22 protein-coding genes are annotated in these 23,278 nt (G+C 58.8%); 17 read left to right on the forward strand and 5 right to left on the reverse strand.

Annotated features, from left to right (window positions below; all coding sequences use genetic code 11):
- Together prsR and FOM92_RS03750 are read left to right on the forward strand one after the other, a co-directional pair.
- Positions 1-1,362, forward strand: coding sequence for a PEP-CTERM-box response regulator transcription factor (gene prsR / locus FOM92_RS03745; RefSeq protein ID WP_143775429.1), 1,362 nt, complete (start codon positions 1-3; stop codon positions 1,360-1,362).
- A 13-nt stretch (positions 1,363-1,375) separates the two neighbouring features.
- On the forward strand, positions 1,376-3,340 hold the full coding sequence (locus tag FOM92_RS03750; protein WP_143775430.1) for a tetratricopeptide repeat protein: 1,965 nt from the start codon (positions 1,376-1,378) through the stop codon (positions 3,338-3,340).
- On the opposite strand, the gene FOM92_RS03755 is transcribed toward FOM92_RS03750, so the two are convergent.
- Both FOM92_RS03755 and FOM92_RS03760 read right to left on the reverse strand, forming a co-directional pair.
- The gene (locus tag FOM92_RS03755; protein WP_143775431.1) at positions 3,323-3,664 is read right to left on the reverse strand and encodes a GntR family transcriptional regulator; all 342 of its coding nucleotides are present in this window, start codon (positions 3,662-3,664) and stop codon (positions 3,323-3,325) included. The two genes, FOM92_RS03750 and FOM92_RS03755, sit on opposite strands and share 18 nt — an antisense overlap.
- Before the next feature lie 46 nt (positions 3,665-3,710).
- Positions 3,711-4,280 (reverse strand): nitroreductase family protein, encoded by a 570-nt coding sequence (locus tag FOM92_RS03760; protein ID WP_143775432.1) that lies wholly within the window; start codon positions 4,278-4,280, stop codon positions 3,711-3,713.
- 136 nt (positions 4,281-4,416) lie between these two features.
- Between FOM92_RS03760 and FOM92_RS03765 the strand changes: the two genes are divergently transcribed.
- From FOM92_RS03765 to FOM92_RS03780, 4 genes are read left to right on the forward strand one after another with little or no spacing between them, the layout of a single operon-like run.
- On the forward strand, positions 4,417-6,036 hold the full coding sequence (locus tag FOM92_RS03765) for a peptide MFS transporter (protein WP_143776306.1): 1,620 nt from the start codon (positions 4,417-4,419) through the stop codon (positions 6,034-6,036).
- A gap of 6 nt (positions 6,037-6,042) precedes the next feature.
- Positions 6,043-7,434 (forward strand): amidohydrolase, encoded by a 1,392-nt coding sequence (locus FOM92_RS03770; protein WP_143775433.1) that lies wholly within the window; start codon positions 6,043-6,045, stop codon positions 7,432-7,434.
- Complete coding sequence (locus FOM92_RS03775; protein ID WP_143775434.1) at positions 7,431-8,723, forward strand: amidohydrolase family protein; 1,293 nt, start codon at positions 7,431-7,433, stop codon at positions 8,721-8,723. Before FOM92_RS03770 ends, FOM92_RS03775 begins: the two co-directional genes overlap by 4 nt.
- Before the next feature lie 49 nt (positions 8,724-8,772).
- Positions 8,773-9,450, forward strand: a complete 678-nt coding sequence (locus FOM92_RS03780) for an NnrU family protein (RefSeq protein ID WP_143775435.1) — start codon at positions 8,773-8,775, stop codon at positions 9,448-9,450.
- 93 nt (positions 9,451-9,543) lie between these two features.
- Here FOM92_RS03780 and FOM92_RS03785 read toward each other — a convergent pair whose 3' ends face one another.
- Together FOM92_RS03785 and FOM92_RS03790 are read right to left on the reverse strand one after the other, a co-directional pair.
- Complete coding sequence (locus tag FOM92_RS03785; protein ID WP_143775436.1) at positions 9,544-10,539, reverse strand: aldo/keto reductase; 996 nt, start codon at positions 10,537-10,539, stop codon at positions 9,544-9,546.
- Positions 10,517-11,770 carry a dicarboxylate/amino acid:cation symporter gene (locus FOM92_RS03790; RefSeq protein ID WP_143775437.1) on the reverse strand — a complete coding sequence of 418 codons (1,254 nt, stop codon included), beginning with the start codon at positions 11,768-11,770 and terminating at the stop codon, positions 10,517-10,519. The genes FOM92_RS03785 and FOM92_RS03790 overlap by 23 nt, the downstream gene beginning before the upstream one ends.
- A gap of 97 nt (positions 11,771-11,867) precedes the next feature.
- Between FOM92_RS03790 and glmM the strand changes: the two genes are divergently transcribed.
- From glmM to FOM92_RS03820, 6 genes are all read left to right on the forward strand, one after another.
- Entirely contained in the window at positions 11,868-13,208 is a 1,341-nt protein-coding gene (gene glmM / locus FOM92_RS03795) for a phosphoglucosamine mutase (RefSeq protein ID WP_143775438.1), read from the forward strand.
- A complete protein-coding gene (thiD, locus tag FOM92_RS03800; RefSeq protein ID WP_246087138.1) occupies positions 13,205-14,350 on the forward strand; it encodes a bifunctional hydroxymethylpyrimidine kinase/phosphomethylpyrimidine kinase in 1,146 nt (381 codons plus the stop codon). The genes glmM and thiD overlap by 4 nt, the downstream gene beginning before the upstream one ends.
- On the forward strand, positions 14,347-14,901 hold the full coding sequence (locus tag FOM92_RS03805) for a ribonuclease HII (RefSeq protein ID WP_143775440.1): 555 nt from the start codon (positions 14,347-14,349) through the stop codon (positions 14,899-14,901). The genes thiD and FOM92_RS03805 overlap by 4 nt, the downstream gene beginning before the upstream one ends.
- Before the next feature lie 220 nt (positions 14,902-15,121).
- Complete coding sequence (locus tag FOM92_RS03810; RefSeq protein ID WP_143775441.1) at positions 15,122-16,252, forward strand: site-specific DNA-methyltransferase; 1,131 nt, start codon at positions 15,122-15,124, stop codon at positions 16,250-16,252.
- Positions 16,249-17,340, forward strand: coding sequence for a dihydropteroate synthase (gene folP / locus FOM92_RS03815; RefSeq protein ID WP_342778158.1), 1,092 nt, complete (start codon positions 16,249-16,251; stop codon positions 17,338-17,340). Before FOM92_RS03810 ends, folP begins: the two co-directional genes overlap by 4 nt.
- A gap of 82 nt (positions 17,341-17,422) precedes the next feature.
- Positions 17,423-17,839 (forward strand): DUF2177 family protein, encoded by a 417-nt coding sequence (locus tag FOM92_RS03820; protein WP_143775442.1) that lies wholly within the window; start codon positions 17,423-17,425, stop codon positions 17,837-17,839.
- 53 nt (positions 17,840-17,892) lie between these two features.
- Here FOM92_RS03820 and FOM92_RS03825 read toward each other — a convergent pair whose 3' ends face one another.
- Complete coding sequence (locus FOM92_RS03825; RefSeq protein ID WP_143775443.1) at positions 17,893-19,320, reverse strand: sigma-54-dependent transcriptional regulator; 1,428 nt, start codon at positions 19,318-19,320, stop codon at positions 17,893-17,895.
- Positions 19,321-19,478: 158 nt separating this feature from the next.
- On the opposite strand from FOM92_RS03825, the gene FOM92_RS03830 reads away from it, so the two are divergent.
- From FOM92_RS03830 to FOM92_RS03850, 5 genes are all read left to right on the forward strand, one after another.
- A complete protein-coding gene (locus tag FOM92_RS03830; protein ID WP_143775444.1) occupies positions 19,479-19,613 on the forward strand; it encodes an aa3-type cytochrome c oxidase subunit IV in 135 nt (44 codons plus the stop codon).
- Between the two features lies 1 nt (position 19,614).
- Positions 19,615-20,745 carry a Re/Si-specific NAD(P)(+) transhydrogenase subunit alpha gene (locus tag FOM92_RS03835; protein WP_143775445.1) on the forward strand — a complete coding sequence of 377 codons (1,131 nt, stop codon included), beginning with the start codon at positions 19,615-19,617 and terminating at the stop codon, positions 20,743-20,745.
- Between the two features lie 11 nt (positions 20,746-20,756).
- Complete coding sequence (locus FOM92_RS03840; RefSeq protein WP_143775446.1) at positions 20,757-21,038, forward strand: NAD(P) transhydrogenase subunit alpha part 2; 282 nt, start codon at positions 20,757-20,759, stop codon at positions 21,036-21,038.
- A gap of 3 nt (positions 21,039-21,041) precedes the next feature.
- On the forward strand, positions 21,042-22,454 hold the full coding sequence (locus FOM92_RS03845; RefSeq protein WP_143775447.1) for an NAD(P)(+) transhydrogenase (Re/Si-specific) subunit beta: 1,413 nt from the start codon (positions 21,042-21,044) through the stop codon (positions 22,452-22,454).
- Between the two features lie 82 nt (positions 22,455-22,536).
- Positions 22,537-23,235: an aspartate/glutamate racemase family protein gene (locus FOM92_RS03850; protein WP_143775448.1), complete on the forward strand. Its 699-nt coding sequence runs from the start codon at positions 22,537-22,539 to the stop codon at positions 23,233-23,235.
- The last annotated feature ends 43 nt before the right edge of the window (positions 23,236-23,278 follow it).

Below are 23,278 nucleotides of genomic sequence, written 5' to 3' on the forward strand. Positions count from 1 at the left end.
ATGATGGACGTGCGCCAAAAGCTGCTCATTGTCGAAGATGATCTGGGGCTGCAAAAGCAGTTGAAATGGTCCTATGAAGACTTCGAAGTCTATTGCGCGTCCAACCGTGACGAGGCGATGGCCCTGCTGCGGTCGGAAGAGCCCGATGTCGTGACGCTTGATCTGGGCCTTCCGCCCGATCCCGATGGCGTGACCGAAGGATTTGCGGTGCTCGACGAAATGCTCAAGCTCAAGCCCGATACCAAGGTGATCGTCGCGTCGGGCCATGGCGCAAAGGAAAGCGCGCTGCGGGCGATATCGGCAGGGGCGTGGGATTTCTACCAGAAGCCCGTGGACATTGATGAGCTGCACCTGATCGTCAAACGCGCATTCCATGTGCGCAGTCTGGAGTTGCAGAACGAACTGCTGCAGCAACCCGATGCCGATGGCGAGGTTCTGCTGGGCTCCATCATTTCGGGATCGCCCGAGATGGTGAAGGTTGCCCGCACCATTGAACGTGTCGCACCGACGGGCGTTTCGGTCATGCTGCTGGGTGCCAGCGGCACAGGTAAGGAATTGCTCGCCCGCGGTCTGCACAATGCAAGCAACCGTGCGGACAAGCCTTTTGTTGCCATCAACTGCGGTGCGATTCCGGAAAATCTGCTGGAATCCGAATTGTTCGGTCATGAAAAAGGTGCCTTTACCGGCGCTGTAAAAACAACCGAGGGCAAGATTGAAATCGCCAATGGCGGAACGCTTTTCCTGGATGAAGTCGGCGACATCCCTCTGCCGCTTCAGGTCAAGCTGCTCCGCTTTTTGCAGGAACGGACGATTGAGCGGATCGGTGGACGCAAGCCTATTCCGGTCGATGTGCGCGTGGTGTGCGCCACGCACCGCAATCTCAACCAGATGATTGTCGACCAGAGCTTCCGCGAAGATCTCTATTACCGTCTGGCAGAGGTAACGGTCACGATACCGAGCCTGATCGAACGTTCGGGCGATGCAGTGTTGCTGGCAAAATATTTTGTAAGCCGCTTCGCACGTGAAATGAACCCCGCAATCAAGGGGATGTCCGCAAGCGCCCTTGCTGCCATCGATCATTGGTCATGGCCGGGCAATGTCCGCGAACTGGAAAACCGTGTGAAGCGCGCCGTCATCATGGCTGACGGAAAATTTGTCACCGCCGACGATCTCGATTTCGGGGACGAGGATGAAGACGAACTGTTGCTGAACCTGAAGGCGGCACGTGAAGCGGCCGACCGCAAGGCGATCAAGCGCGCCATTGCACGCACGGAAGGGAATATTTCGGGGGCTGCCAAGCTGCTCGGGATCAGTCGTCCGACATTATACGATTTGCTCAAGCAATACGACCTACAGGTCTGACCGGGTCAGGCCGGTGTCCCGCAAACTCCTCTTTTCCCTTGTGGCGGTGGCGGCGCTGGCGGTCCTTGGCGGCTTGCTCTGGATGCAGGGCAGCGGTCCGCAGTCGGGCGCAGGGTACAGGGCAGAGGCGCAGGCCTTTTTGCAGCAGGGTGATTTGCGGTCGGCGCGCGTTGCCCTGATGAACGCCGCAAAGGCGGAACCCGATAATGTCGAAACATATCTGACCCAGGCGAAGGTATCGCTCGACCTGTTTGATTCCGCAGGCGCGCTCGCTGCGCTGAACCGCGCGCAGGCGCTGGGCGCATCAAAGGGCGCCACCGCGCATTTGTGGGGCCATGCCTATTGGCTCGAAGGGGAGCTGGATTCAGCGCAAGCCGCGCTGCAACGTCCCGACATTCCGGACCGCAATCAAGCATATGCCTTGCGCATCGCGGCCCGTGTCGCGATGGACAAGGGCGATCTTGCACAGGCGCAATCCTATTTTGATGCCGGATTGCAGATGGCGCCCAGGGATAGCCAGCTTTGGACCGACCTCGCGCGGCTCCGCTTCGTGCAGGCAGACCAGAAGGGCGCGATTGAAGCCGTTGACTATGCGTTCAAGCTGGATCCCCAAAATGTACGCGCGCTGGAATTTCGTGGGCGGCTGATGCGCTCGCAATTCGGTGTCGTGGCCTCGCTCCCCTGGTTTGAACGCGGGCTGCAACTGAACCCTGTCGATGTACCCTTGCTGGAAGAATATGGCCTCAGCCTCGGCGATGCGGGACGTTATCGGGACATGCTGGCCGTCGCGCGTAAAATCATCAGCCTCGACCGCAACAATTCCAAGGCCTATTATATGCAGGCCGTACTGGCCGCGCGGGCAGGCGAATATGAACTGGCGAGCCGGATATTGCCGAAAGCCGGACCGAATTTCGCCCAGGTCCCCGCCGCCATGCTACTCAATGCGATCTGCGCCTATGAGCTCGGCAATTACAACAAGGCGGTCGACCATTTGCAGGAACTGCTCGGACTGCAACCCCGCAACCGGCGCGTCCGCATGTTGCTGGCGCAGGCGTTGTACCGTGCCGGGGACCCGCTGGGCGCGCTGGATACGATCCGGGAAATCGCATCCCGCCCCGATGCCGATAGCTACAGCCTGATTCTGACCGCGCGCGCATTTGAAGCGAGCGACCAGCCGTTACGGGCATCAGCGCCGTTGGATGACGGGGCATTGGCGACCTTCCGTCCTGCGCTGCCGCTGCCCGAACCCATTTCTTTGGAGGCGGCCGCCTTTGAGGCACAGCGCGACCCGAACAATGCGCGCATTGTCTTGCCCTATATCCGGTTGCTGGCGGCCGAGGGGAATAATGATGCGGCATGGGGCGAAGCCGTGCGCCTGCAAAAGGCCAATCCGGGCGTTGCCGATGCGCATGTCATTGTCGGCGATATCGAAATGGCGCTGGGCAACACAGCGGCCGCCCTGGCTGCCTATGAACAGGCGCGGCAGATCAGCTTTACCGAACCGGTCATGCTGCGCCTTGTCGATGCGCTTGTGCGGCTGGACCGTCAGAAGGATGCCGGCGAAACCCTGTCTGCCTATTTACAGTTTAACCCGACCAACCTGACGGCGCTGCGCCTTTCTGGCTATCGCCACCTAGATACCGGGAACTGGACCGATGCCATTCGCATGCTGGAACGTGTGCGCAAGCGGCTGGGGAATAATGACGCCATCCTGCTCGCCAATCTTGCGCGGTCTTATGCAGGGGCGGGGCAAATGGAACGGGCGATCGGCTATGCCCGGACGGCTTATGATATAGCCCCCGCCAATGCGATGGTGACCAAGATTTACGGACAGCTTGAGCTGAAACGGGGCAAGCGGCCAAAGGCCGCCGTGGAGTTGCTGCAAAAGGCCCGTTCGATGATGCCGGATAATCAGGAAGTCGCCGCGCAGCTCAGGCGCGCGGTCGCAATCTATCAGAAATCAGCAGAGCGCCAATAGTTCGGCAGGATCGACACCGGCGCGCTGCATCTGCGCTTTGACGTCGGGCCATACATTTTTGACGAAATGTTCGCGTTCGAAACTGCGCAATTTGGCAACCGCGCCACCTGCGACAAACAGGCCGACGCCGCGTTTCACGTCGACCAGACCGCTGTCCTGAAACAACTGATAGGCTTTTGCAACGGTCAGGGGGTTCGCACCCTGATCGGCGGCAAAGGCGCGGACGGAAGGCAGCATGTCGCCTTCCTTATACTCGCCGTCGAGGATCGCCGCGGCGATAACGTCGCGTAATTTCAGGTAAACCGGTTTTGCATCGCTTTTCATCGCAACCTTACTGCCATAATACAGTAGGGCGCGTCAAGTTTTGCGTTCAGGGCCAGTGGCGCACGATATCCGAAGCCTCGGGCCGCGGACGTTCCTCGAGCGGCAGGGAAGGCGAGCCCATGAAAAACAGACCGGCAATCTGCTCGTCACCGGTACACAGTGCCGCGCGGACGACGGGATCATAGCTTGCCCATCCGGTAATCCAGCTGGCGACAAAACCGTGGGCATGGGCGGCATGCAACAGGTTCATGCCGACCGCGCCAACACTCATCTGCTGTTCCCACAAGGGTATCTTGGCACTGGGTTGCGGGGCGAACAGCAGCAGCACCAGCGTGGGTGCCATGCGGGCAGGGGCAACCGCTGCCTCGATCTGCGCGCCACGTGCATCGGGATTGGCGGCGGTAAAGGCACGTGCCAGCAACCCTGCAAAGGCATCGCGGTCCTGCACCACGACAAAGCGCCAGGGGAACAGCTTCCCATGGTCGGGGGTGCGCATGGCGAGTTTCAATATCTCGTCCAACTGGACCGCATCGGGACCGGGCGCGACCATATCGCGTGGCTTGCCCGACCGGCGCGTGGCGAGATAGCGGGATACGGCGGAAAGATCGTTGAACATGAAGCGGTCATTCGTCGAATTTTGCCGAACTGCGCAACAAAATTCTTCACAGCCGCAATTTTTTCGTTAGGGTTTGCCCATCTGCTCGGGGAGAGCATTGCAATAATTGACAATCAGAGGGGTTCGCATGACCGATATGAAGCCAATGGGTTTATGGGCTGAGGGGGACTGGATAGCGGCGATCGCTGTCGTCGTTCTGGGCATTTTTCTCGCTTTGGGGGCTAAGGTTGCCATCCAGCGCGAACCGGAGTTTGCAGGCCATCCCAAGGGCCTTTACATGCTGTTTTTTGCCGAAATGTGGGAACGTTTTTCCTATTACGGCATGCGCGCCATTCTCATTTTCTATCTGACGCAGCACTGGCTGTTTTCGGACTCCAAATCGAACCTGATCTACGGTGCCTATACCAGCCTTGTGTACATCACGCCGGTGCTCGGCGGCTATCTGGCCGACCGCTATCTGGGCCAGCGCAAGGCGGTGTTGTTCGGCGGTATCCTGCTTGCCATCGGACACAGCCTTATGGCGGTGGAAGGTACCGGTGGGCAGAATGATCCCACGATCAACGTGTTCTGGGCCGCACTTGCCTTCATCATCGTCGGCTCGGGCTTCCTGAAGGCCAATATTTCGGTGATGGTGGGCCAGCTCTACAAGCTGACCGACATCCGCCGGGATGGTGCGTATACGATCTTCTACATGGGTATTAACGTCGGTGCCGCACTGGGCACCATACTTGTTGCCTATCTTGGCCAGACCATCGGTTGGGGCTGGGGCTTCGGTCTTGCCGGCATCGGGATGCTTGCAGGGCTCGTGGTTTTCGTCCTCGGCAAGGCAGCATTGAACGGTGCGGGCGAAGCGCCCATCGCACTGGCCAAGTCGAAAGAGATTACCCTCTACGGGATCGGTTTCGCCGCCGTCGCCGTGATCTGGGGGCTGGTGCAGTATCAGGATGTTATCCAGACGCTGCTCGTGATCTCGGGCATCACGCTGCTCGGTTATGTGCTTTACGAAAGCTTCAAGCTGCCCAAGGAACCGCGGGAGCGCATGTTCGCAATCCTGTTCCTGATTTCGCTCAACCCCATTTTCTGGGGCCTGTTCGAACAGGCAGGTGGTTCGATGAACCTGTTTACCGATCGTTTTGTGGATCGTGGCGGCGTTCCTGCCGGTATCTTCCAGTCGATCAATCCCATCTACATCATCCTGCTGGCCCCGTTGTTTGCAGGATTGTGGCAGTGGCTTGGACGCAAGGGCAAGGAACCTTCGGCTCCTGCAAAATTCGGCATTGCCGTGATGCAGATGGGCTTTGCAAATCTGGTGCTTGTCTGGGGCGCGGAAGCTTATGGCATTGCGGTAATGACGCCGGTCTATCTGGTATTCCTCTATTATCTGTTCGCAACCACGGCAGAGCTTTGCCTGTCGCCGGTCGGCCTTTCGGCGATGAACCGCCTGGCACCGAAATTCCTCGCTTCGCTGATCATGGGTGCATGGTTCTACATGACCGCGGTCGGCAACTTCGTTGCGGGTAAGATTGGCGAGGCAACGGGCGGACATGATGGTGAAATGAGCAAGCAGGGCTTGCTGGACGTTTACGAACTGTTCGGCTGGATTGCGCTGGGCGTCGGTGTCGCCGTTCTGCTCGTCTCGCCCATCGTGAAGAAATGGATGCACCTCGATACGCTGGAAGATGAAAAGCTCGAAGGTGCGGCCGAAGTGGGTGAGGCACAGGCTGCCGGTACCCATCCTTCAACCAATGGGAACTAAGCGAAGATGAGATTTACCCGGAAGGCAATCGCTGCCTGTTTGTTGCCGCTGACGATTGCGGCGTGCACATCGACCGAGAAACCGCAAACGGTATCCTCGGTAAAGCCGGCGGAAAAGGCCCCTGCGCCTTTCCCGTCGACCTATAAAGCCTATCCGGGTGTCGCCACGGCGATCCGCAACGTCACCATTTACGATGGTGAAGGCGGAAAGATCGACAATGGTGTGGTGTTCATGTCCGGCGGCAAGATCAGCAGTGTCGGCGGGCCGGATACGGCAATCCCCGCGGATATTGCTGTTTTTGACGGCACCGGCAAATTTGTGACGCCCGGCATAATCGATATCCATTCCCATCTGGGGGACTATCCGACCCCTTCAGTGGAGGCGCATAGCGATGGCAACGAAGCGACAGCGCCAACCACACCAGAGGTATGGGCCGAACATAGCGTCTGGCCGCAGGATCCCGGTTTCAGCCGCGCGCTCGCCAATGGGGGCGTGACATCCCTGCAAATCCTGCCCGGCTCTGCCAATCTGATGGGCGGCCGTTCGGTTGTCCTGAAAAATGTCTATTCGCGTACGATACAGGGCATGAAGTTTCCGGGCGCGCCCTATGGCCTGAAAATGGCCTGCGGTGAAAATCCGAAGCGCGTCTATGGCGCAAAAGGCCGGATGCCGTCGACCCGGATGGGCAATCTTGCCGTCAACCGGCAGACATGGATCAAGGCGCAGGAATATCGCAAGAAACGCGACAGCGGCAAGGAATTCACCCGCGATCTGGGCATGGAGACACTGGCCGGGGTTCTGGACGGTGAGATCAGCATCCAGAACCACTGCTACCGCGCCGACGAAATGGCTCTCGTCCTCGATATGGCGAAGGAATTCGGCTATAAGGTATCGACCTTCCATCACGCTGTGGAAAGCTACAAGATTGCCGATCTGCTGCGCGACAATGGCGTATGCTCGGCAGTGTGGGCGGACTGGTGGGGCTTCAAGATGGAGGCTTATGACGCCATTCCGGAAAATGCCGCGATCCTGCAAAACAGCGGTGCCTGCGTCATCATCCATTCGGACGATGAAAACCAGATTCAGCGCCTGAACCAGGAAGCTGCGAAGGCGCAGGCCGATGGCCGCCGCATGGGTATCCGGATTCCCGATGCCGAAGTCATCAAATGGCTGACCTACAATCCTGCCAAGGCCCTGGGCATATCCGACAAGACCGGCAGCCTGAAACCCGGCAAGATGGCGGACGTCGTTTTGTGGAACGGCAATCCGCTCAGCGTCTATTCCCGCCCCGAAATGGTGTGGATTGACGGCGCGTTGATGTATGATGCGAAGGACCCGAAACGGCGACCGGTGAGCGATTTCGAGCTGGGCCAGCCTGGTGAAGGAGATGTGAAATGAAGCATCTCCTCCTTGCAGCAGCCGCTTTGGCGGCTTTGACTTCGCCATCCCATGCCGAAACCATTGCGATTACAGGTGGCAAGCTTGTCATCGGTGACGGAAGCGGACCTGTGGACGGCGGTACCGTCGTCATTCGCGATGGTTCCATCATCGCGGCAGGTGTCGGCGTCGCCATTCCGGCAGGCGCGCGCCAGATTGACGCAAGCGGTAAATGGGTCACGCCGGGCGTATTTGCCGGCTTTACCCGCCTTGGCCTTTCCGAAGTCGACGCCGTCAACGGCACCAACGACAAAAGCGGTGGCAAGAGCGGATTTTCTGCCGCCATCGACATTGCACCTGCCATCGATCCGTTCCGCTCGCCCTTTGCCGTCAACCGGTCGGCGGGGGTCACGCGGGCTGTGGTCGCGCCCGAGGCTGCGGACAATATCTTTGCAGGGCAGGGCGCGATTGCCGATCTGGGTGCGGACAGCGATGCGGTCACCAAGGCCCGCGCGTTCCAGTTCGCCGAATTTGGCGAAGACGGCGCAGCAAATGCCGGTGGCAGCCGTGCAGGAACGCATCTGCATTTCCGCGCAATGCTGCGTGAGGCGCAGGAATATGCGGCAGGCCGCGATACTTTCGACGATGATCTTTTGAAGGCAGAGGACGCGAAGGCGTTGCTGTCGGTGCTGCGCGGTGAAACGCGTCTGCTGATCCATGTCGAGGGTGCGAATGACATGCTGCGCCTGCTCGAACTGAAACGCGACTTTCCGTCCATCAAGATGGTGTTCGTGGGTGCGACCGAAGGTTGGCGCGTTGCCCCGCAACTGGCGCAGGCCGGTGTTCCGGTCATCGCGTCGGCGCTGAACGATTTGCCCGCGACATTTGAGATGCTGGGCGCAACGCAAAGCAATATCGGGCGCATGAAAGATGCAGGCGTCAAAGTGGCGATTGGCATGATCAACGACCGCGATTCCCACCAGTTGCGCTACACCACGCAATATGCGGGCAATCTGGTCAGCCTTGAAAAACTGCCGAATGCGACGGGCTTGTCCTGGGGCGAAGCCTTTGCGGCGATCAGCTCCGTTCCGGCCGATATCATGGGTGTAGGCGACCGTTTCGGCAGTCTGAAGGCCGGCAAGGCCGGGGATGTTGTGGTGTGGGATGGTGACCCGCTGGAACTGTCCAGCGCGCCGACCACGGTCATTATCGATGGTGTCGAACAGCCCCTGGGCAACCGGCAGCAGCGGCTACGCGACCGATATGCGCGCCCGACCGAGGGGGATTTGCCAAAAGCCTATGACCGCTAGGCAACAAAGCTGTTAAGAGCAGCATTTTTAGGGGGCCGGAGAATTTGAGTTGAACGCTTATCTTCCTTTGGCTGCCGCTTGCGCTGCTTTTGTGGGCACCCATTTTCTGATGTCGCATCCATTGCGGGCGACACTGGTATACCGGTTGCGCGGTAACGGCTTTGCCTTGCTTTATTCCGCGGTGTCTCTGGGTTTGTTCTACTGGATGATCACGGCCTTTGCGCAGGCACCCAAGGGGGATTATTTCTGGGCTGTCGGTGATGTGCTGTGGGGCATTACCAGTATCCTCACACTGGTTGCGGCCATTCTCTTTTCCGGCTCATTCATTCGCAATCCGGCGTTGCCCGGGGTGCCGGACGCCCTTGCGGCCCAGGAACCCGCAGGCGTGTTCAATGTAACCCGTCATCCGATGATGTGGGGCTTTGCCCTGTGGGGTATCGGCCACATCCTGATTGCGCCACGGATCGACAGTTTCCTGTTTGCCGGAAGCATCGTGTTTCTGGCCCTTGTCGGGTCGAAAGGGCAGGAAATCAAAAAGCGGAAACTGGCTGGAGTGGAATGGGATGCCTGGCTGCGCCGAACCCAGTTCTGGCCGCGTCTGTCGGCCCTTCCGTCGGTTGGTTTCGGGCCGTGGATTGCCGGTATTGTCTTGTGGCTTGCGGCCACATGGGGCCATGCGTTTCTGGGCGTTGCCGGTGCAGGCATATTCCGCTGGTGGGCGGTCTAGGGTCCGGTTAGGGACTGTCCCACGGGAGGACTGTCCCTAATAGTTGAGTAAGCTCGCGAAACGCCTTAGTTTCGACCCAACTCCCGACTGTATTTACAACCGCACCATCTTCATGCCGCGTTCGCCATAGCGTGGACCCGCGGTGCCGCCGCGCGGGGCTGCTGCTTCCAGCTTTGTGAGATCGTCACCATCCAGCTGGATATCGGCGGCCTTTGCGCTGTCCCCAAGGGTTGCGCGCCGTTTGAAGCCGGGAATGGGCACGATGTCGTCGCCCTGCGCCAACAGCCAGGCGAGCGCAATCTGCGCATTGGAAGCACCATGTTTCGCCGCAACCTCGGCCACCACGTCAACGAGCTTCAGGTTGGCGGCGAAATTTTCGCCCTGATAACGGGGGTCCTGACGCCGCCAGTCGTTTTCGGGCAGATCGTCAAGGCTCCGGATCGAGCCGGTCAGAAACCCACGGCCGAGCGGAGAGTAGGGCACAAAACCGATGCCGAGATCGCGACAGGTGGGCAGGATTTCGTCCTCGATATCCCGTTCCCAAAGCGAATATTCACTTTGCAGGGCCGAAATCGGCGCAACTGCCGCCGCACGGCGCAACGTTTCCGGTCCGGCTTCGGACAGCCCGATATGCTTGATTTTGCCTTCCTTGATGAGGTCGGCCATCGCACCCACCGTTTCCTCAATCGGCACAGCGGGGTCGACGCGGTGTTGGTAATAAAGGTCGAGGCAATCAATCCCCAGACGCTTCAGCGTTCCTTCGACCGCCGATTTGGCGTTTGTGGCCGATCCATCGACGCCGACGATATTGCCGCCGTCAAATTTAAACCCGAATTTGCTGGCGATGACGAGGCCGTCGCGTTTGCCCTTGATCGCTTCGCCCACCAGCTCTTCATTGGAAAACGGGCCATAAATCTGGGCGGTGTCGAAAAAGGTGATGCCAAGATCAATGGCATGGTGGATGGTCTTGATGGCTTCATCGGGGTCGGCATCTTCGCCATAGACGATGTTGCCGCCCTTGATCATGGGCATACAGCCCACGCCGATGGCGCTGACCTTCAGTCCGTTACCGAGATTGCGATACTGCATCCAACTTCTCCTTTTCAGGTGCCTCAATGGCGGTCGCAAGCGCGACGTCCATTTGGACATTGCCGGTTGTTCTGAAAATGTCCGGCAGCGTTTCCACCGCGATCAGCAGGGCCAGCGGTTCGACCGGAATGCCCAGGGCCAGACAGATTGGCGCGATCGAGGTCACAAAGCTGACCGTACCGGGCAGACTGACTGCACCCATGGATGTCAACGCGGCGATGAAAATGGCAAAGGCATAGTCGAAACCGTCCAGTTTCACGCCAAACCAGTTGGCCACATAAAGCGCAACCGCAAGGTTCATGGCGGGTCCCGTGACGCGCAAGAGGGCGACGGCCATGGGAAGAACCAGACCAGCCGTCGATTCCCGCACGCCCAGCGCTTCGGACTTTTGCAGCATCAGCGGCAGGCTTGCGAGCGACGATTGGGTCGATACGGCGAAGGCCTGAACCGGCGCGATTTGGCGGGCATAGTCGGTGAAGCGCACTTTCCCGGCAAAGACGGCCACCGGATAGGCGAAGGCCCCGACGACGATGCCGACCATGGAAACCACGCCGATATAGTGGAGCACCGCGCCCAGCGCGGCAAAGCCGGAACGGGCCCCGACCACATAGGCCAAGGCGAAGACGCCGATGGGCGCCAGTTTCAACACCCATTCAATCACGATCACCATGGCATCGGCCAGCGCGCTGAAAAAACCGGCCATATGCTGGCGCGGTTCGGGGGCGAGACGGGTAATGGCAAAGGCGAAGGTCATGGTGAAGATCAGCAGCTTCAGGATGGAATCGCTGGCCGCGGCTGCAATCACATTGGTCGGAACAAGCGCGACGATAAAGTCCCGCAAGCCGGGCTGCTCGCCAACCGCGGCGGCGGTCGTCAGCGCGGACCTTAGCGCATCGGCGCTTTCCTGCGGCATCGGAACGAGCGCGAGGAAGGTGGGCGTAAGGATCGCGCCCATGCAGGCGGACAGGCCCATCATCACAACGATCCATGCGACCGTCCGCGCGGCCATAGGGCCTGCACGTGCGGCTTCTGCGCTTTTGACGATGCCGGTTATGACCAGTGCGACGATCAACGGCACAACCGTCATCCGCAACGCGTTCAGCCATAATGTCCCGACGATATCGAAGGCGAAATCCAGTTGTTTGGCGACTGCCGGAATCTGGGCCGTCAGGAGGATGCCGAGCAATAGACCGACAACCAAAGCGATAAGAATACGTGTTGCGTTAGACATGACGAGAAGTCTTGCCAGCCTGCCGCCCCCTATGCAAGGGAGAGGCATCGCGGTTGCACTTTTTTGTCGTAATTCCGCACGGATATCAGGAACAGTCATGGCGCGTAAATATTTCGGAACCGACGGGATCAGAGGCCGTACCAATGCCAGCGCGATGACGCCGGAAATGGCGATGAAGGTCGGTCAGGCGGCGGGCGCCCATTTCCTGCGCGGCGCACATAAACATCGTGTCGTGATCGGCAAGGATACACGGCTTTCGGGCTATATGATCGAAAATGCGCTGGTCGCAGGATTTACCAGCGTGGGCATGGATGTGGTGCAATTCGGCCCCATTCCGACGCCGGCAGTGGCGCTGCTCACCCGCTCGATGCGCGCTGATCTGGGCGTGATGATCTCGGCAAGCCATAATCCATATGAGGATAATGGTATAAAGCTGTTCGGGCCGGACGGTTTCAAGCTGTCCGATGCGGATGAAATTGCGATCGAAGCCTTGCTTGATCAGCCCGCCAAGCTGGCCAATGCGCCCGATGTCGGCAGGGCGCGGCGTATCGAGGACAGCCGGGGCCGCTATATCCATGCGATCAAGGCATCGGTGCCGGAACATATCCGCTTTGACGGTCTGCACGTCGTTCTCGATTGCGCGCATGGTGCCGCCTATCAGGTGGCCCCGACGGCGATCTGGGAACTGGGTGCGAAGGTGACGCCTATCGGGGTCAATCCCAATGGCAAGAATATCAACGACAAGGTCGGTTCGACCTATGTTTCGACCTTGCAGGAAACGGTGGTTTCGGCAGGCGCCGATATCGGCATTGCCCTCGACGGCGACGCGGACCGTTTGATCGTTGTCGACGAAAAAGGCCGGGTCGTGGATGGCGACCAGATCATGGCACTGCTCGGCACGGCGATGAGCCGGGCGGGCAAGCTTACAGGGGATGGTATCGTCGCGACGGTCATGTCCAATCTGGGGCTTGAGCGGTATCTGGAAAGCCAGCATCTCAAACTGGTGCGCGCGAAGGTCGGTGACCGCTATGTTCTCGAAGAAATGCGTAACCACGGCATCAATGTGGGCGGCGAGCAATCGGGGCATATGATCCTGCTCGACCATGCGACAACCGGCGACGGCACGATCGCAGCGTTGCAGGTATTGGCGCAACTGGTCGAAAGCGGCAAACCTGCAAGCGAGGTGCTGCATCTATTCGATCCCGTACCGCAGCTATTGAAAAATGTCCGCTTTGCAGGGGGCAAACCGCTCGAAAATTCCATGGTACAGGCTGTCATTGCGGAGGCAGAGGCGGAGCTTGCGGGCAAGGGCCGTCTGGTTATCCGCCCATCGGGAACCGAACCTGTCATCCGCGTCATGGCCGAGGGCGACGATGCCGCGCAGGTCGAAAAGCTCGTTGATGCGATATGCGATGCGGTAAAGGCAGCGGCAGCTTGAACAGCGACGGCAAACCTGTCCGCGTTCTGATCATTGCCGGCTCGGACAGCGGCGGTGGCGCAGGTATTCAGGCGGATATCAAGACGGTCACCATGCTGGGCGGCCATGCCATGACCGCCATTACCGCGATCACCGCGCAAAACACCCTGGGCGTTGATGCGGTTCATATGGTGCCGACCGATATGGTCATTGACCAGATTGCATCGGTGGTCAGCGATATCGGCGTTGATGCGGTGAAAATCGGCATGATCGGCAATGCAGGGACAGCGCATGCGGTGGCCGATAGCCTTGCCGAACTATCCTGTCCCATCGTGTTTGACCCCGTGATGGTTGCAACCAGCGGCGCGGTGCTGGCCGATGCGGACACGATCTCCGCCTTTGAACGGCTGATGCGGCTTGCCACTATAACCACCCCCAATCTGCCGGAGCTGGAGGCGCTGGGCGGCAAGAGCGCGTTGCTCGCCCGCCATATTCCGCTTCTGATCAAGGGTGGCCATTCGGACGACGATCTGATCGTCGACGAACTCCATCTCGCCGAGGAACAATGCGTCAGCTGGTCCGACGAACGGATCGCGACGCGCAGCACACACGGCACGGGATGCACACTTGCCACCGCCATCGCCACCGGCCTTGGGCAGGGGATGGATCTGGTTCCCGCGATCGAACGTGCGCGTCTGTTCGTGCGCCTTGCCTTGCACGATGCGCCGGGGCTGGGGCAGGGGCATGGGCCGATGGGGCACCAGTCGGTGCGTGAGGATGCGATGGTCGCAGGGCCCTCGCTCAATCAGGTCACGGTAGGGTGCCGGGACTATGGTGCATCAGTGGATTTCTACCGCACGCTGGGTTTGCAGCAAATCGTCGACAGCCCGGAAAATGGCTATGCCCGGTTCGAAATGCCCAATGGCGTGACATTCTCGGTCCACCAGCATGATGCCTGCTCGACATCAACCGTGGTCTATTTCGAGAGCAAAAGGCTCGATGCCTGGGTCGGCGAATTGCTGAGCCTTGGCTATCTGTTCGACCAGATGCCGCAGGACGAAAGCTGGGGCTGGCGTGAAGCACGCCTGCTGGACCCTGCGGGTAATATTGTGTGCCTTTATAGCGCAGGCGAAAACAGGCGCTATCCCGCCTGGCGGATATGATTGTCGGTGTGGACGAAGCAGGGCGGGGCCCGCTTGCAGGGCCGGTAGTCGCCGCCGCCGTTGTCCTGTGCGAAGAAGGCATTGCCGGACTGGATGACAGCAAAAAGCTTTCGCCCAAGATGCGGGCGTCCCTGGAAGAGCAGATAAAGGCGAAATGCCGCTGGGCCGTCGGTCTGTGTAGCGTCGAGGAAATCGACCGGATCAACATTTTGCAGGCGACCATGCTGGCCATGACACGTGCGGTCGAGGCGCTCGCGATTACGCCCGCGCTTGTGATGGTCGATGGCAACCGCCTGCCCAAATGGAGCTATAGGGCGCAAGCTGTCATCGGTGGTGACGCCATCCACCCATGCATTTCGGCGGCAAGCATCATCGCCAAGGAGCATCGCGACCGTCTGATGGTCGAGGCCGACAGGCAGTTTCCGGGTTATGGCTGGGCGTCGAACAAGGGCTATGGAGCGGCCACCCATATGGAGGCATTGCGCCGCCTCGGCCCCACGCCTCTGCACCGAAAGAGCTTCGCGCCAGTGGCACAGATGATTTTGGTGTAACGGAATGTAAAATCTTTGCCAGTGAGTCCTTCGCGCAACACCACCACCCGTTGAGTCCCGCATGAATCCTGAGACTCTACATCTTGTGTCGGACTCCTTTCGTTCTTCCCATATAGGGCATTTTTCGGGCTCAATCGGGCGACTCCGCGCCGGTTAACAGCCTTGACGTTAACCATATCGGGACTCACTGCGGGCTAAACAGGGCTCGGGAGTATTGCATATGGGTGTCATTGAAAAAATTCGGCCAGCGACGGTGAAGACCGTAAAGCCGCAGGCTGATTTGCCTTTGAACCAGATTTTGAAAATGGACTGTATCGAAGCGATGCGGTCCTTGCCCGATGCCTGCATCGACATGGTTTTTGCCGACCCGCCTTATAATCTGCAACTTGGCGGTGATTTGCTGCGTCCCGACAACAGCAAGGTGGATGCCGTCGATGACGACTGGGACAAGTTCGACACCTTCGCCGCTTATGATGCCTTTACCCGCGCATGGCTGGCCGAGGCGCGTCGGATTTTGAAACCCAATGGCTCGCTGTGGGTCATTGGCAGCTACCACAATATTTTTCGCGTCGGCACGGCCGTGCAGGACGCTGGATACTGGATTTTGAACGATATCATCTGGCGCAAGGCGAACCCGATGCCCAATTTCAAGGGCACCCGCTTTACCAACGCGCATGAAACGCTGATCTGGGCATCGAAGAGCGAGAAGTCGAAATATACGTTCAACTATCGCGCGATGAAAACGCTGAACGACGAACTTCAGATGCGGTCGGACTGGCTGATCCCGATTTGCGGCGGACAGGAACGGCTGAAGCGGAATGGCACCAAAGCCCATCCGACGCAGAAGCCCGAGGCATTGCTGTACCGGATACTTCTGGCCTGCACGAAACCGGGCGATGTGGTTCTCGATCCCTTTTTCGGAACAGGTACAACAGGGGCGGTCGCCCGCCGTTTGGGACGCGACTGGATCGGGTGCGAACGCGAAGATCTTTATTGTGAAGTGGCCGAAGAACGCATTGCGGCGGCATTGCCGCTTGATGAAAGCGCATTGAAAACGATGCAGTCGCCCAAGGCTGCGCCCAAGGTTGCCTTCGGCCAGCTTGTCGAGGCGGGCTATCTCAACCCCGGCGCGAAACTGTTCGATCGTAAGCGGCAGTTTGAAGCCGTTGTGCGCGCGGACGGGTCGATTGCGTGCGGTGCCGTTGACGGCTCCATTCACAAGGTCGGCTCGACAATCCAGAATGCACCAAGCTGCAATGGCTGGACCTATTGGCATTATGAGGCAACCGATGGCGCGATGAAGCCGATCGATGACCTGCGTCAAACCTATCTTCTTGCAACCGAACCGTGATCGACCTTTACCTTCGCCCCACAGGCTTCCTTGACAGTCCGCAGCGGCATGACGGCGCTGCGGTCCGGCTTGCAGGTTCCATGCTGTGGTTTTCGCAAATCGAGGTCATCGACCGCACAGGCGCCAGCACGGTGCGAAGCCTTGTCGAACTGCAGCGGTGGGAAGAATTTCTCGCCGCGCTTCCTGCCGACAAACAGGCACGGTGCATACAGATCTACACACGCCTGACCGCGCCCCGCGCAGCGCTGCAATTGCGGGAACGTATCATCCGTCTGGACCAGCCGCAGGTCATGGGCATCATCAACATGACGCCCGACAGTTTTTCCGACGGCGGCAAAAATGCGGATATCGAAACAGCAGCAGAGGCCGCCTTTGCGATGACGAGTGCCGGTGCCGCAATCATTGATATTGGTGGCGAATCCACGCGCCCCGGGGCACCTCTGGTCTGGGAAGGGGACGAGATTTCGCGGGTGGAACCCCTTATCCGCCGTCTCGCGCCGTCAGGAACAGCCATGTCGATCGACACACGCAAGGCCGCGGTCATGGACGCCGCCGTGACAGCGGGTGCGGCGATGATAAATGATATATCGGCCCTGCTGTTCGACGACCGTTCGCTGGAGGTCGCAAAGGCCCTGAATGTTCCTGTCGTCCTGATGCACGCACCCAGTCATGGCAGCGATCCGCACAAGGGCGGCGATTATGACGATGTGGTCACCAATGTGTTCGACTGGCTCGAGGAGCGCGTCGAGGCAGTGGAAGCAGCAGGTATTTCGCGCGACAAGATACTGGTCGATCCGGGCATCGGCTTTGGCAAATCGCTGACCGACAATCTGTCGCTGATCAACAATCTGTCCATATTTCACGGCTTGGGCTGCGCGCTGCTGGTCGGGGCCAGCCGGAAACGCATGATTGGTGCATTGTCAAATGAAGCGCCAGTGGAACAACGCCTCGGCGGATCGCTTTTCCTCGCCATGAAAGCGGTGGAGCAGGGCGCGCATATCATCCGCGTCCACGACGCCGCCGAAACCGTACAGGCTGTGCAGGTCTGGCGGGGGCTTCGCGATGCGGCTTTGACGGCACGGGCATAACCCGCCTTACAGGGCTTTGACCGCATTGCTCCCTGGCCGCCTGTGGCCGACAATGCGCCCATAAGTTCGAAAAGGATATGCCATGATTGCCAAATATATTGTCGGTTACATCGCCACCGGAATAGCCTTTGCGGTAATCGACAGCTTTTGGCTGCGCACCATGTATACCCGGCTTTACCAGCCCGAAATTGGCGAGCTGATGATGAAAAGCGGCTTCCGCCTGGGGCCGGCGATTATATTCTATCTGCTCTATATATTGGGGATGATGATCTTCGCCGTTGGCCCTGCGTTGTTGAGCGGCAAATGGCAAACGGCTCTGATCTGGGGCGCGTTGCTCGGTTTCTTTTGCTATATGACCTATGACCTCACCAACCATGCCACGCTGAAGGTGTGGAGCACCAAGGTGACGGTGCTGGACATCATCTGGGGCACCGTGCTGACAGGGTCTGCCTCGGTTGTGGGATATTGGATAACGACCGCTATTCTGGGGAAGAATTGAGGTAATTTGTCGGGGACTGTCTCCACCTTCCGGCGGGAAATCTGCCCGATCCCCTAAGCGACGTCGCTGATCCCCAGATCCGCCAGTTTGCGATACAGCGTCGAGCGTCCGATCCCCAAACGGCGCGCGACTTCGGTCATGCGGCCGCGATAATGCCCGATGGCCAGACGGATAACGTCGGCTTCGATTTCTTCGAGCGGGCGCATATTGCCATCGGCTTCGTACAGGGTGACGCCGATACCGTCATTCGCACCAGCTCCGTTCGAGCCGCCATTGCCGGGCACACCGACAGCAACGGAAATCTGCGGAAATTCTTCAGGGGTCAGCGCGTCGCGTTCGCACAGAACGGCGGCGCGGAAGAGGGCGCTTTGCAACTGCCGCACATTGCCGGGCCAGCTATAGCCCCGCAACATGGTCAATGCTTCGTCAGTGATGCCCAGACTGCGCAGGCCGGGCTGATTTGCCAGGCGGCCCAGGAAATGGCGGGCGAGGGCGGGTATGTCGCTGGTCCGTTCACGAAGTGGCGGTATGGTCAACTGCACCACATTCAAACGGTAATAGAGATCTTCGCGGAATTCGCCTGCGGCCAGTTTGTCGGCAAGGCTGGAATTGCTCGCCGAAATCAGGCGGACATCGATTCGGAAACTGTGCGATGCACCCAACGGTTGGATTTCATTCTGTGTTAACAGTCGGACAAGCCGGACCTGCGTTTCCTGTGGAAGATGGTCAACTTCGTCCAGAAATACTGCGCCGCCTTCGGCCTGCTGCAATATGCCGATGCGACGGTCAAATGCCCCTGCAAAGGCATCCTTTTCATGGCCGAACAGGACCGAATCAAGAAGGGTGGGCGAAATCGCGCCGCAATTCACCTTCAGCAGTGGTAATTTGGAACGGGGGCTGGCGGCGTGGATCGCGTCCGCGACCACTTCCTTGCCGACACCCGATTCGCCTTCGATAAAGATGGGGGCGCGGCTGCGCGCGGCCTTTGCGGCAATAGCAAGAGCTGCGCGAAAGGCAGGGGCCGAACCGATGATTTCTTCGAAAGCCAGCGGCTGCGTGATTTTTTCGGTAAGGGGGTGGAGTTCCCCAAATTCCTTGCTTTTGTCAGAAGCAAGGCTGAGCGCCGCAATCAGGCGTTCGGCCGCGACAGGCTTGATGATGTAATCCGATGCCCCGGCCCGCATGGCCTCAATGGCGGCCTCGTTCGATCCGATGGCCGTCAGCAATAATATAGGAAGTGCAGGGCGCCGCGATTTCAGTTCCGCAATCAGCGATGCCGCGTCCGAACCTGGTACCCATTGGTCCAGAATGATCGCGTCGAGCATCATGCCGTCCTGGGTCCCCAGCATGGCAATGGCGGTTTCGGCGTCGCGCGCAAATACGGTGCGCCAGCCGGCACGCGAGGCGATAGCCGATACCAGCCTGCATTGGGCCGGCTCGTCATCGACAAGCATCAACAATCGGGTCTCTTGTTCTAGCATGCACCATCCATGAACAGGTTCAAGGAAAGTTGTGGTAACGCAAATGAGTAAAGACCCGATTAAGCATGGCGTATATTTTCTTTGGCGCGCCGGGTTGAGCATAAGGATAGGAGCGGTTAAGGCGCAAAAAGGATAAAGTTTCAAAATAGGAGGCAACATTGGCACATAATCAGGATCTGGGACCTGCAAAAGAAACCTATGCGGGCTTTGTGGCTCTGTTCAAATGGGGCACGATAGCAGCCGTCGTTGTTACGGCACTTGTCGTGCTGATCATCGCAAACAGCGCCGCCTGACGTGGTAAAAATCGCGGTATTGAAGGAAACCGCCACTGGCGAAACACGTGTTGCTGCATCACCGGAAACGGTAAAAAAGTATATTGCTTTGGGTGCCAGCGTGTCTGTCGAAAGTGGCGCTGGCCTTCTCGCTTCGGTGAGCGATGCGGAATATGAGGCGATGGGTGCCTCGGTCGGCGCATCGCCAGCGGTCCTGAAAGATGCCGATATCATCCTCGGGGTCCAGGGACCTGATCCAAAAGTCCTGAAGGGGTTTGCGCCGGGCGCCTGGCTTGTTGCCGGCCTTGATCCCTTTGGACAGCGTGCCCGCGTCGATGAATATGCCAAGGCGGGTGTCGAAGCACTGGCAATGGAATTCATGCCGCGCATTACCCGCGCACAGTCGATGGACATATTGTCGTCGCAGTCCAATCTGGCCGGATATAAGGCGGTTATCGAGGCCGCATCGGCCTATGGACGCGCCTTTCCGATGATGATGACCGCCGCTGGTACAGTCAGCGCGGCAAAGGCCTTTATCATGGGTGTGGGCGTCGCCGGTCTGCAGGCAATCGCCACCGCACGCCGTCTGGGCGCACAGGTTTCCGCAACCGACGTCCGTTCGGCGACCAAGGAACAGATCGAATCGCTGGGTGCCAAGGCCATTTTCGTTGAAAATGTTGCCGGTATCGAAGGCGAGGGCGCTGGCGGTTATGCGACCGAAATGTCCGACGAATATAAGGCTGCACAGGCCGAACTGGTGTCGAGCCATATCGCCAAGCAGGATATCGTTATCACCACGGCATTGATTCCGGGCCGTCCGGCACCCCGTCTGATTTCCGATGCACAAATTGCTAGCATGAAGCCCGGTTCGGTCATTTTTGACCTGGCCGTGGCCCAGGGCGGCAATGTCGAAGGCTCCAAACCGGACGAGGTCGTGGTCAAGCATGGTGTAAAGATCATCGGCTATGCCAACACGCCGGCCCATCTGGCAGCGGATGCTTCCGCACTGTTTTCGCGCAACCTTTACAACTTCCTGTCTGCTTTCTGGGACAAGGAAGCCGGTAAGCCGGTTCTGCCCGACGACGATGAAATTACCGCTGCAATCCGTCTGACAAAGGACGGAAAGGTTGTGAATGAACGCCTGCTGGCGTGAGGGGGGACTAAATGGACTTTATTTCAATCTTATCCATCTTCGTGATGGCCTGTTTTGTGGGCTATTATGTTGTGTGGTCCGTCACGCCTGCATTGCATACACCGCTGATGGCGGTCACTAACGCGATTTCATCGGTTATCATCGTAGGCGCGCTCATCGCTTCGGCGGCGGCGGGGTCGCCGAGTGCCAAGTGGCTGGGGCTGATCGCGGTGGCTTTGGCCAGCGTTAACATCTTCGGCGGCTTTGCCGTAACGGCACGTATGCTCGCCATGTACAAGAAAAAGGAGCGCTGATCGATGGAACATGCTGCTCCTCCTGCATGGGTCATGCTCGCCTATCTGATTTCGGGCGTTTTCTTCATTCTTGCATTGCGCGGCCTGTCCTCGCCGGCAACGTCCCAGCGGGGCAACCGCTTCGGCATGGCAGGTATGCTGATTGCCGTGGTGACGACCCTGGTAACGCACGAAGTCGCCTCTCTGCCCGAGATTTTGGGCGCGATCGCCATCGGCGGTGGCATAGGCTGGATTATTGCCCGCCGCATCGCCATGACGGATATGCCGCAACTAGTGGCCGCATTTCACAGCCTTGTCGGCCTTGCCGCCGTTCTGGTTGCCGCGGCTGCCTATCTCAATCCGGTCGCCTTCGGCATCACCGGAGCGGACGGCCTTATCAATCCGGTCAGCCGCGTTGAAATGGGCCTGGGTATCGCCATTGGTGCAATCACCTTTTCAGGTTCGGTCATCGCCTTCCTGAAACTGGCGGGCAAAATGTCGGGCGCGCCGATTTTGCTGCCGCTGCGCCATGTGATCAATCTGGGTACGCTTGCGGCCATTATTGGACTGGTCGGCTATTTCACCATTGACCAGTCGCCCTGGGTTTTCTGGACGATCACGGCGCTCAGCTTCCTCATCGGTTTCCTCCTGATCATCCCGATTGGCGGAGCGGATATGCCTGTCGTGGTGTCGATGCTGAACAGCTATTCGGGCTGGGCCGCCGCTGCCATGGGCTTCACCCTGCATAACACGGCGATGATCATCACCGGTGCGCTGGTGGGCTCGTCAGGTGCAATTCTGTCCTATATCATGTGTAAGGCCATGAACCGCAGCTTCATCAGCGTGATCGCCGGCGGCTTTGGTGCCGAAGCATCTGCAGGAAGCGGCGAAGCCAAGGAACAGCGCCCGTGGAAGCGCGGCTCTGCCGAAGATGCCGCCTATATGATGCAGCAGGCCGAAAATGTCATCATCGTCCCAGGCTATGGTATGGCAGTCGCACAGGCGCAGCATGTGCTGCGGGAAATGTCCGATATCCTGAAAAAGCAGGGCGTATCGGTGAAATATGCGATCCACCCCGTGGCCGGACGTATGCCCGGGCATATGAACGTCCTGCTCGCCGAGGCATCGGTGCCCTATGACGAGGTCTTTGAACTGGAAGATATCAACAGCGAATTTGCGCAAGCCGATGTCGCCTTCATCATCGGGGCCAATGACGTCGTCAATCCGGCAGCAAAAACCGACAAATCGTCGCCCATTTACGGGATGCCGGTATTCGACGTGGACAAGGCGAAGACCGTTTTCTTCGTCAAACGGTCCATGGGCGGTGTGGGCTATGCCGGTGTGGACAACGACGTCTTCTACATGGATCAGACCATGATGCTCCTCGCCGACGCCAAGAAGATGTGCGAAGACATCGTCAAAGCCTTGCAGCACTAGGCCACTTCACGCTAACGAAGGTCAACAGCCGCTCCGATACTGTGTCGGGGCGGCATTTTGATTGGCTTTTGTGAGGTGACCCATGCGTAAACTAGGATTGATCGGGGGGATGAGCTGGTACTCAACCGAGCTCTATTATGCGCGTATCAACAAGCAGGTTCTGAAACGCACCGGGGGCAGTTGCAATGCGCCGCTGGTTCTCGAAAGCCTGAATTTCTGCGATATTGCAAAAGCGACAAGCGATCAGGACTGGGACCATGTCGCCGAGGTGCTGATTGCCGCGGCGCAACGGCTTGAAACCGCTGGCGCAACCGCGATCCTGATCTGCGCGAACAGCATGCACAAGGTGTATGAGCGTGTTGAAAAGGCCGTTTCCATCCCGCTGATCCACATTGCCGATGCCGTCGGCACGAAGATGAAAGCCGACGGCGTGCAGTCCGCTGCATTGCTTGGCACGGCCAATGTCATGGCTGAAAACTGGTATCGCCAGCGTCTGGTGAAGCATGGCGTTACCTTGATGCCTGCCGAAATGGACGATGTGAAGGATCTGGACCGTATCATTTATGACGAACTGATGCTGGGCCAGGTGAAGCGGGAATCGGAACGCACGTTAAAGACGATCATCACGGAAATTGACCAGGAGGGCATAAAGGCCGTGGTCCTTGGCTGCACCGAATTGTGCATGATCGTGGATACCAAAGCCAATGTTCTGCCCATTTACGACAGCACGGAAATTCATGCCGACGCGGGCGTTGAATGGATGCTGGGCGACGGCGCCTGACTTTTCAGGCCCATCTAATTTGGGTTGGCATTTGCGGATAAGT

The sequence above is a fragment of the Sphingorhabdus contaminans genome (assembly GCF_007280415.1).
Taxonomy (GTDB): Bacteria; Pseudomonadota; Alphaproteobacteria; order Sphingomonadales; family Sphingomonadaceae; genus Sphingorhabdus_B; species Sphingorhabdus_B contaminans.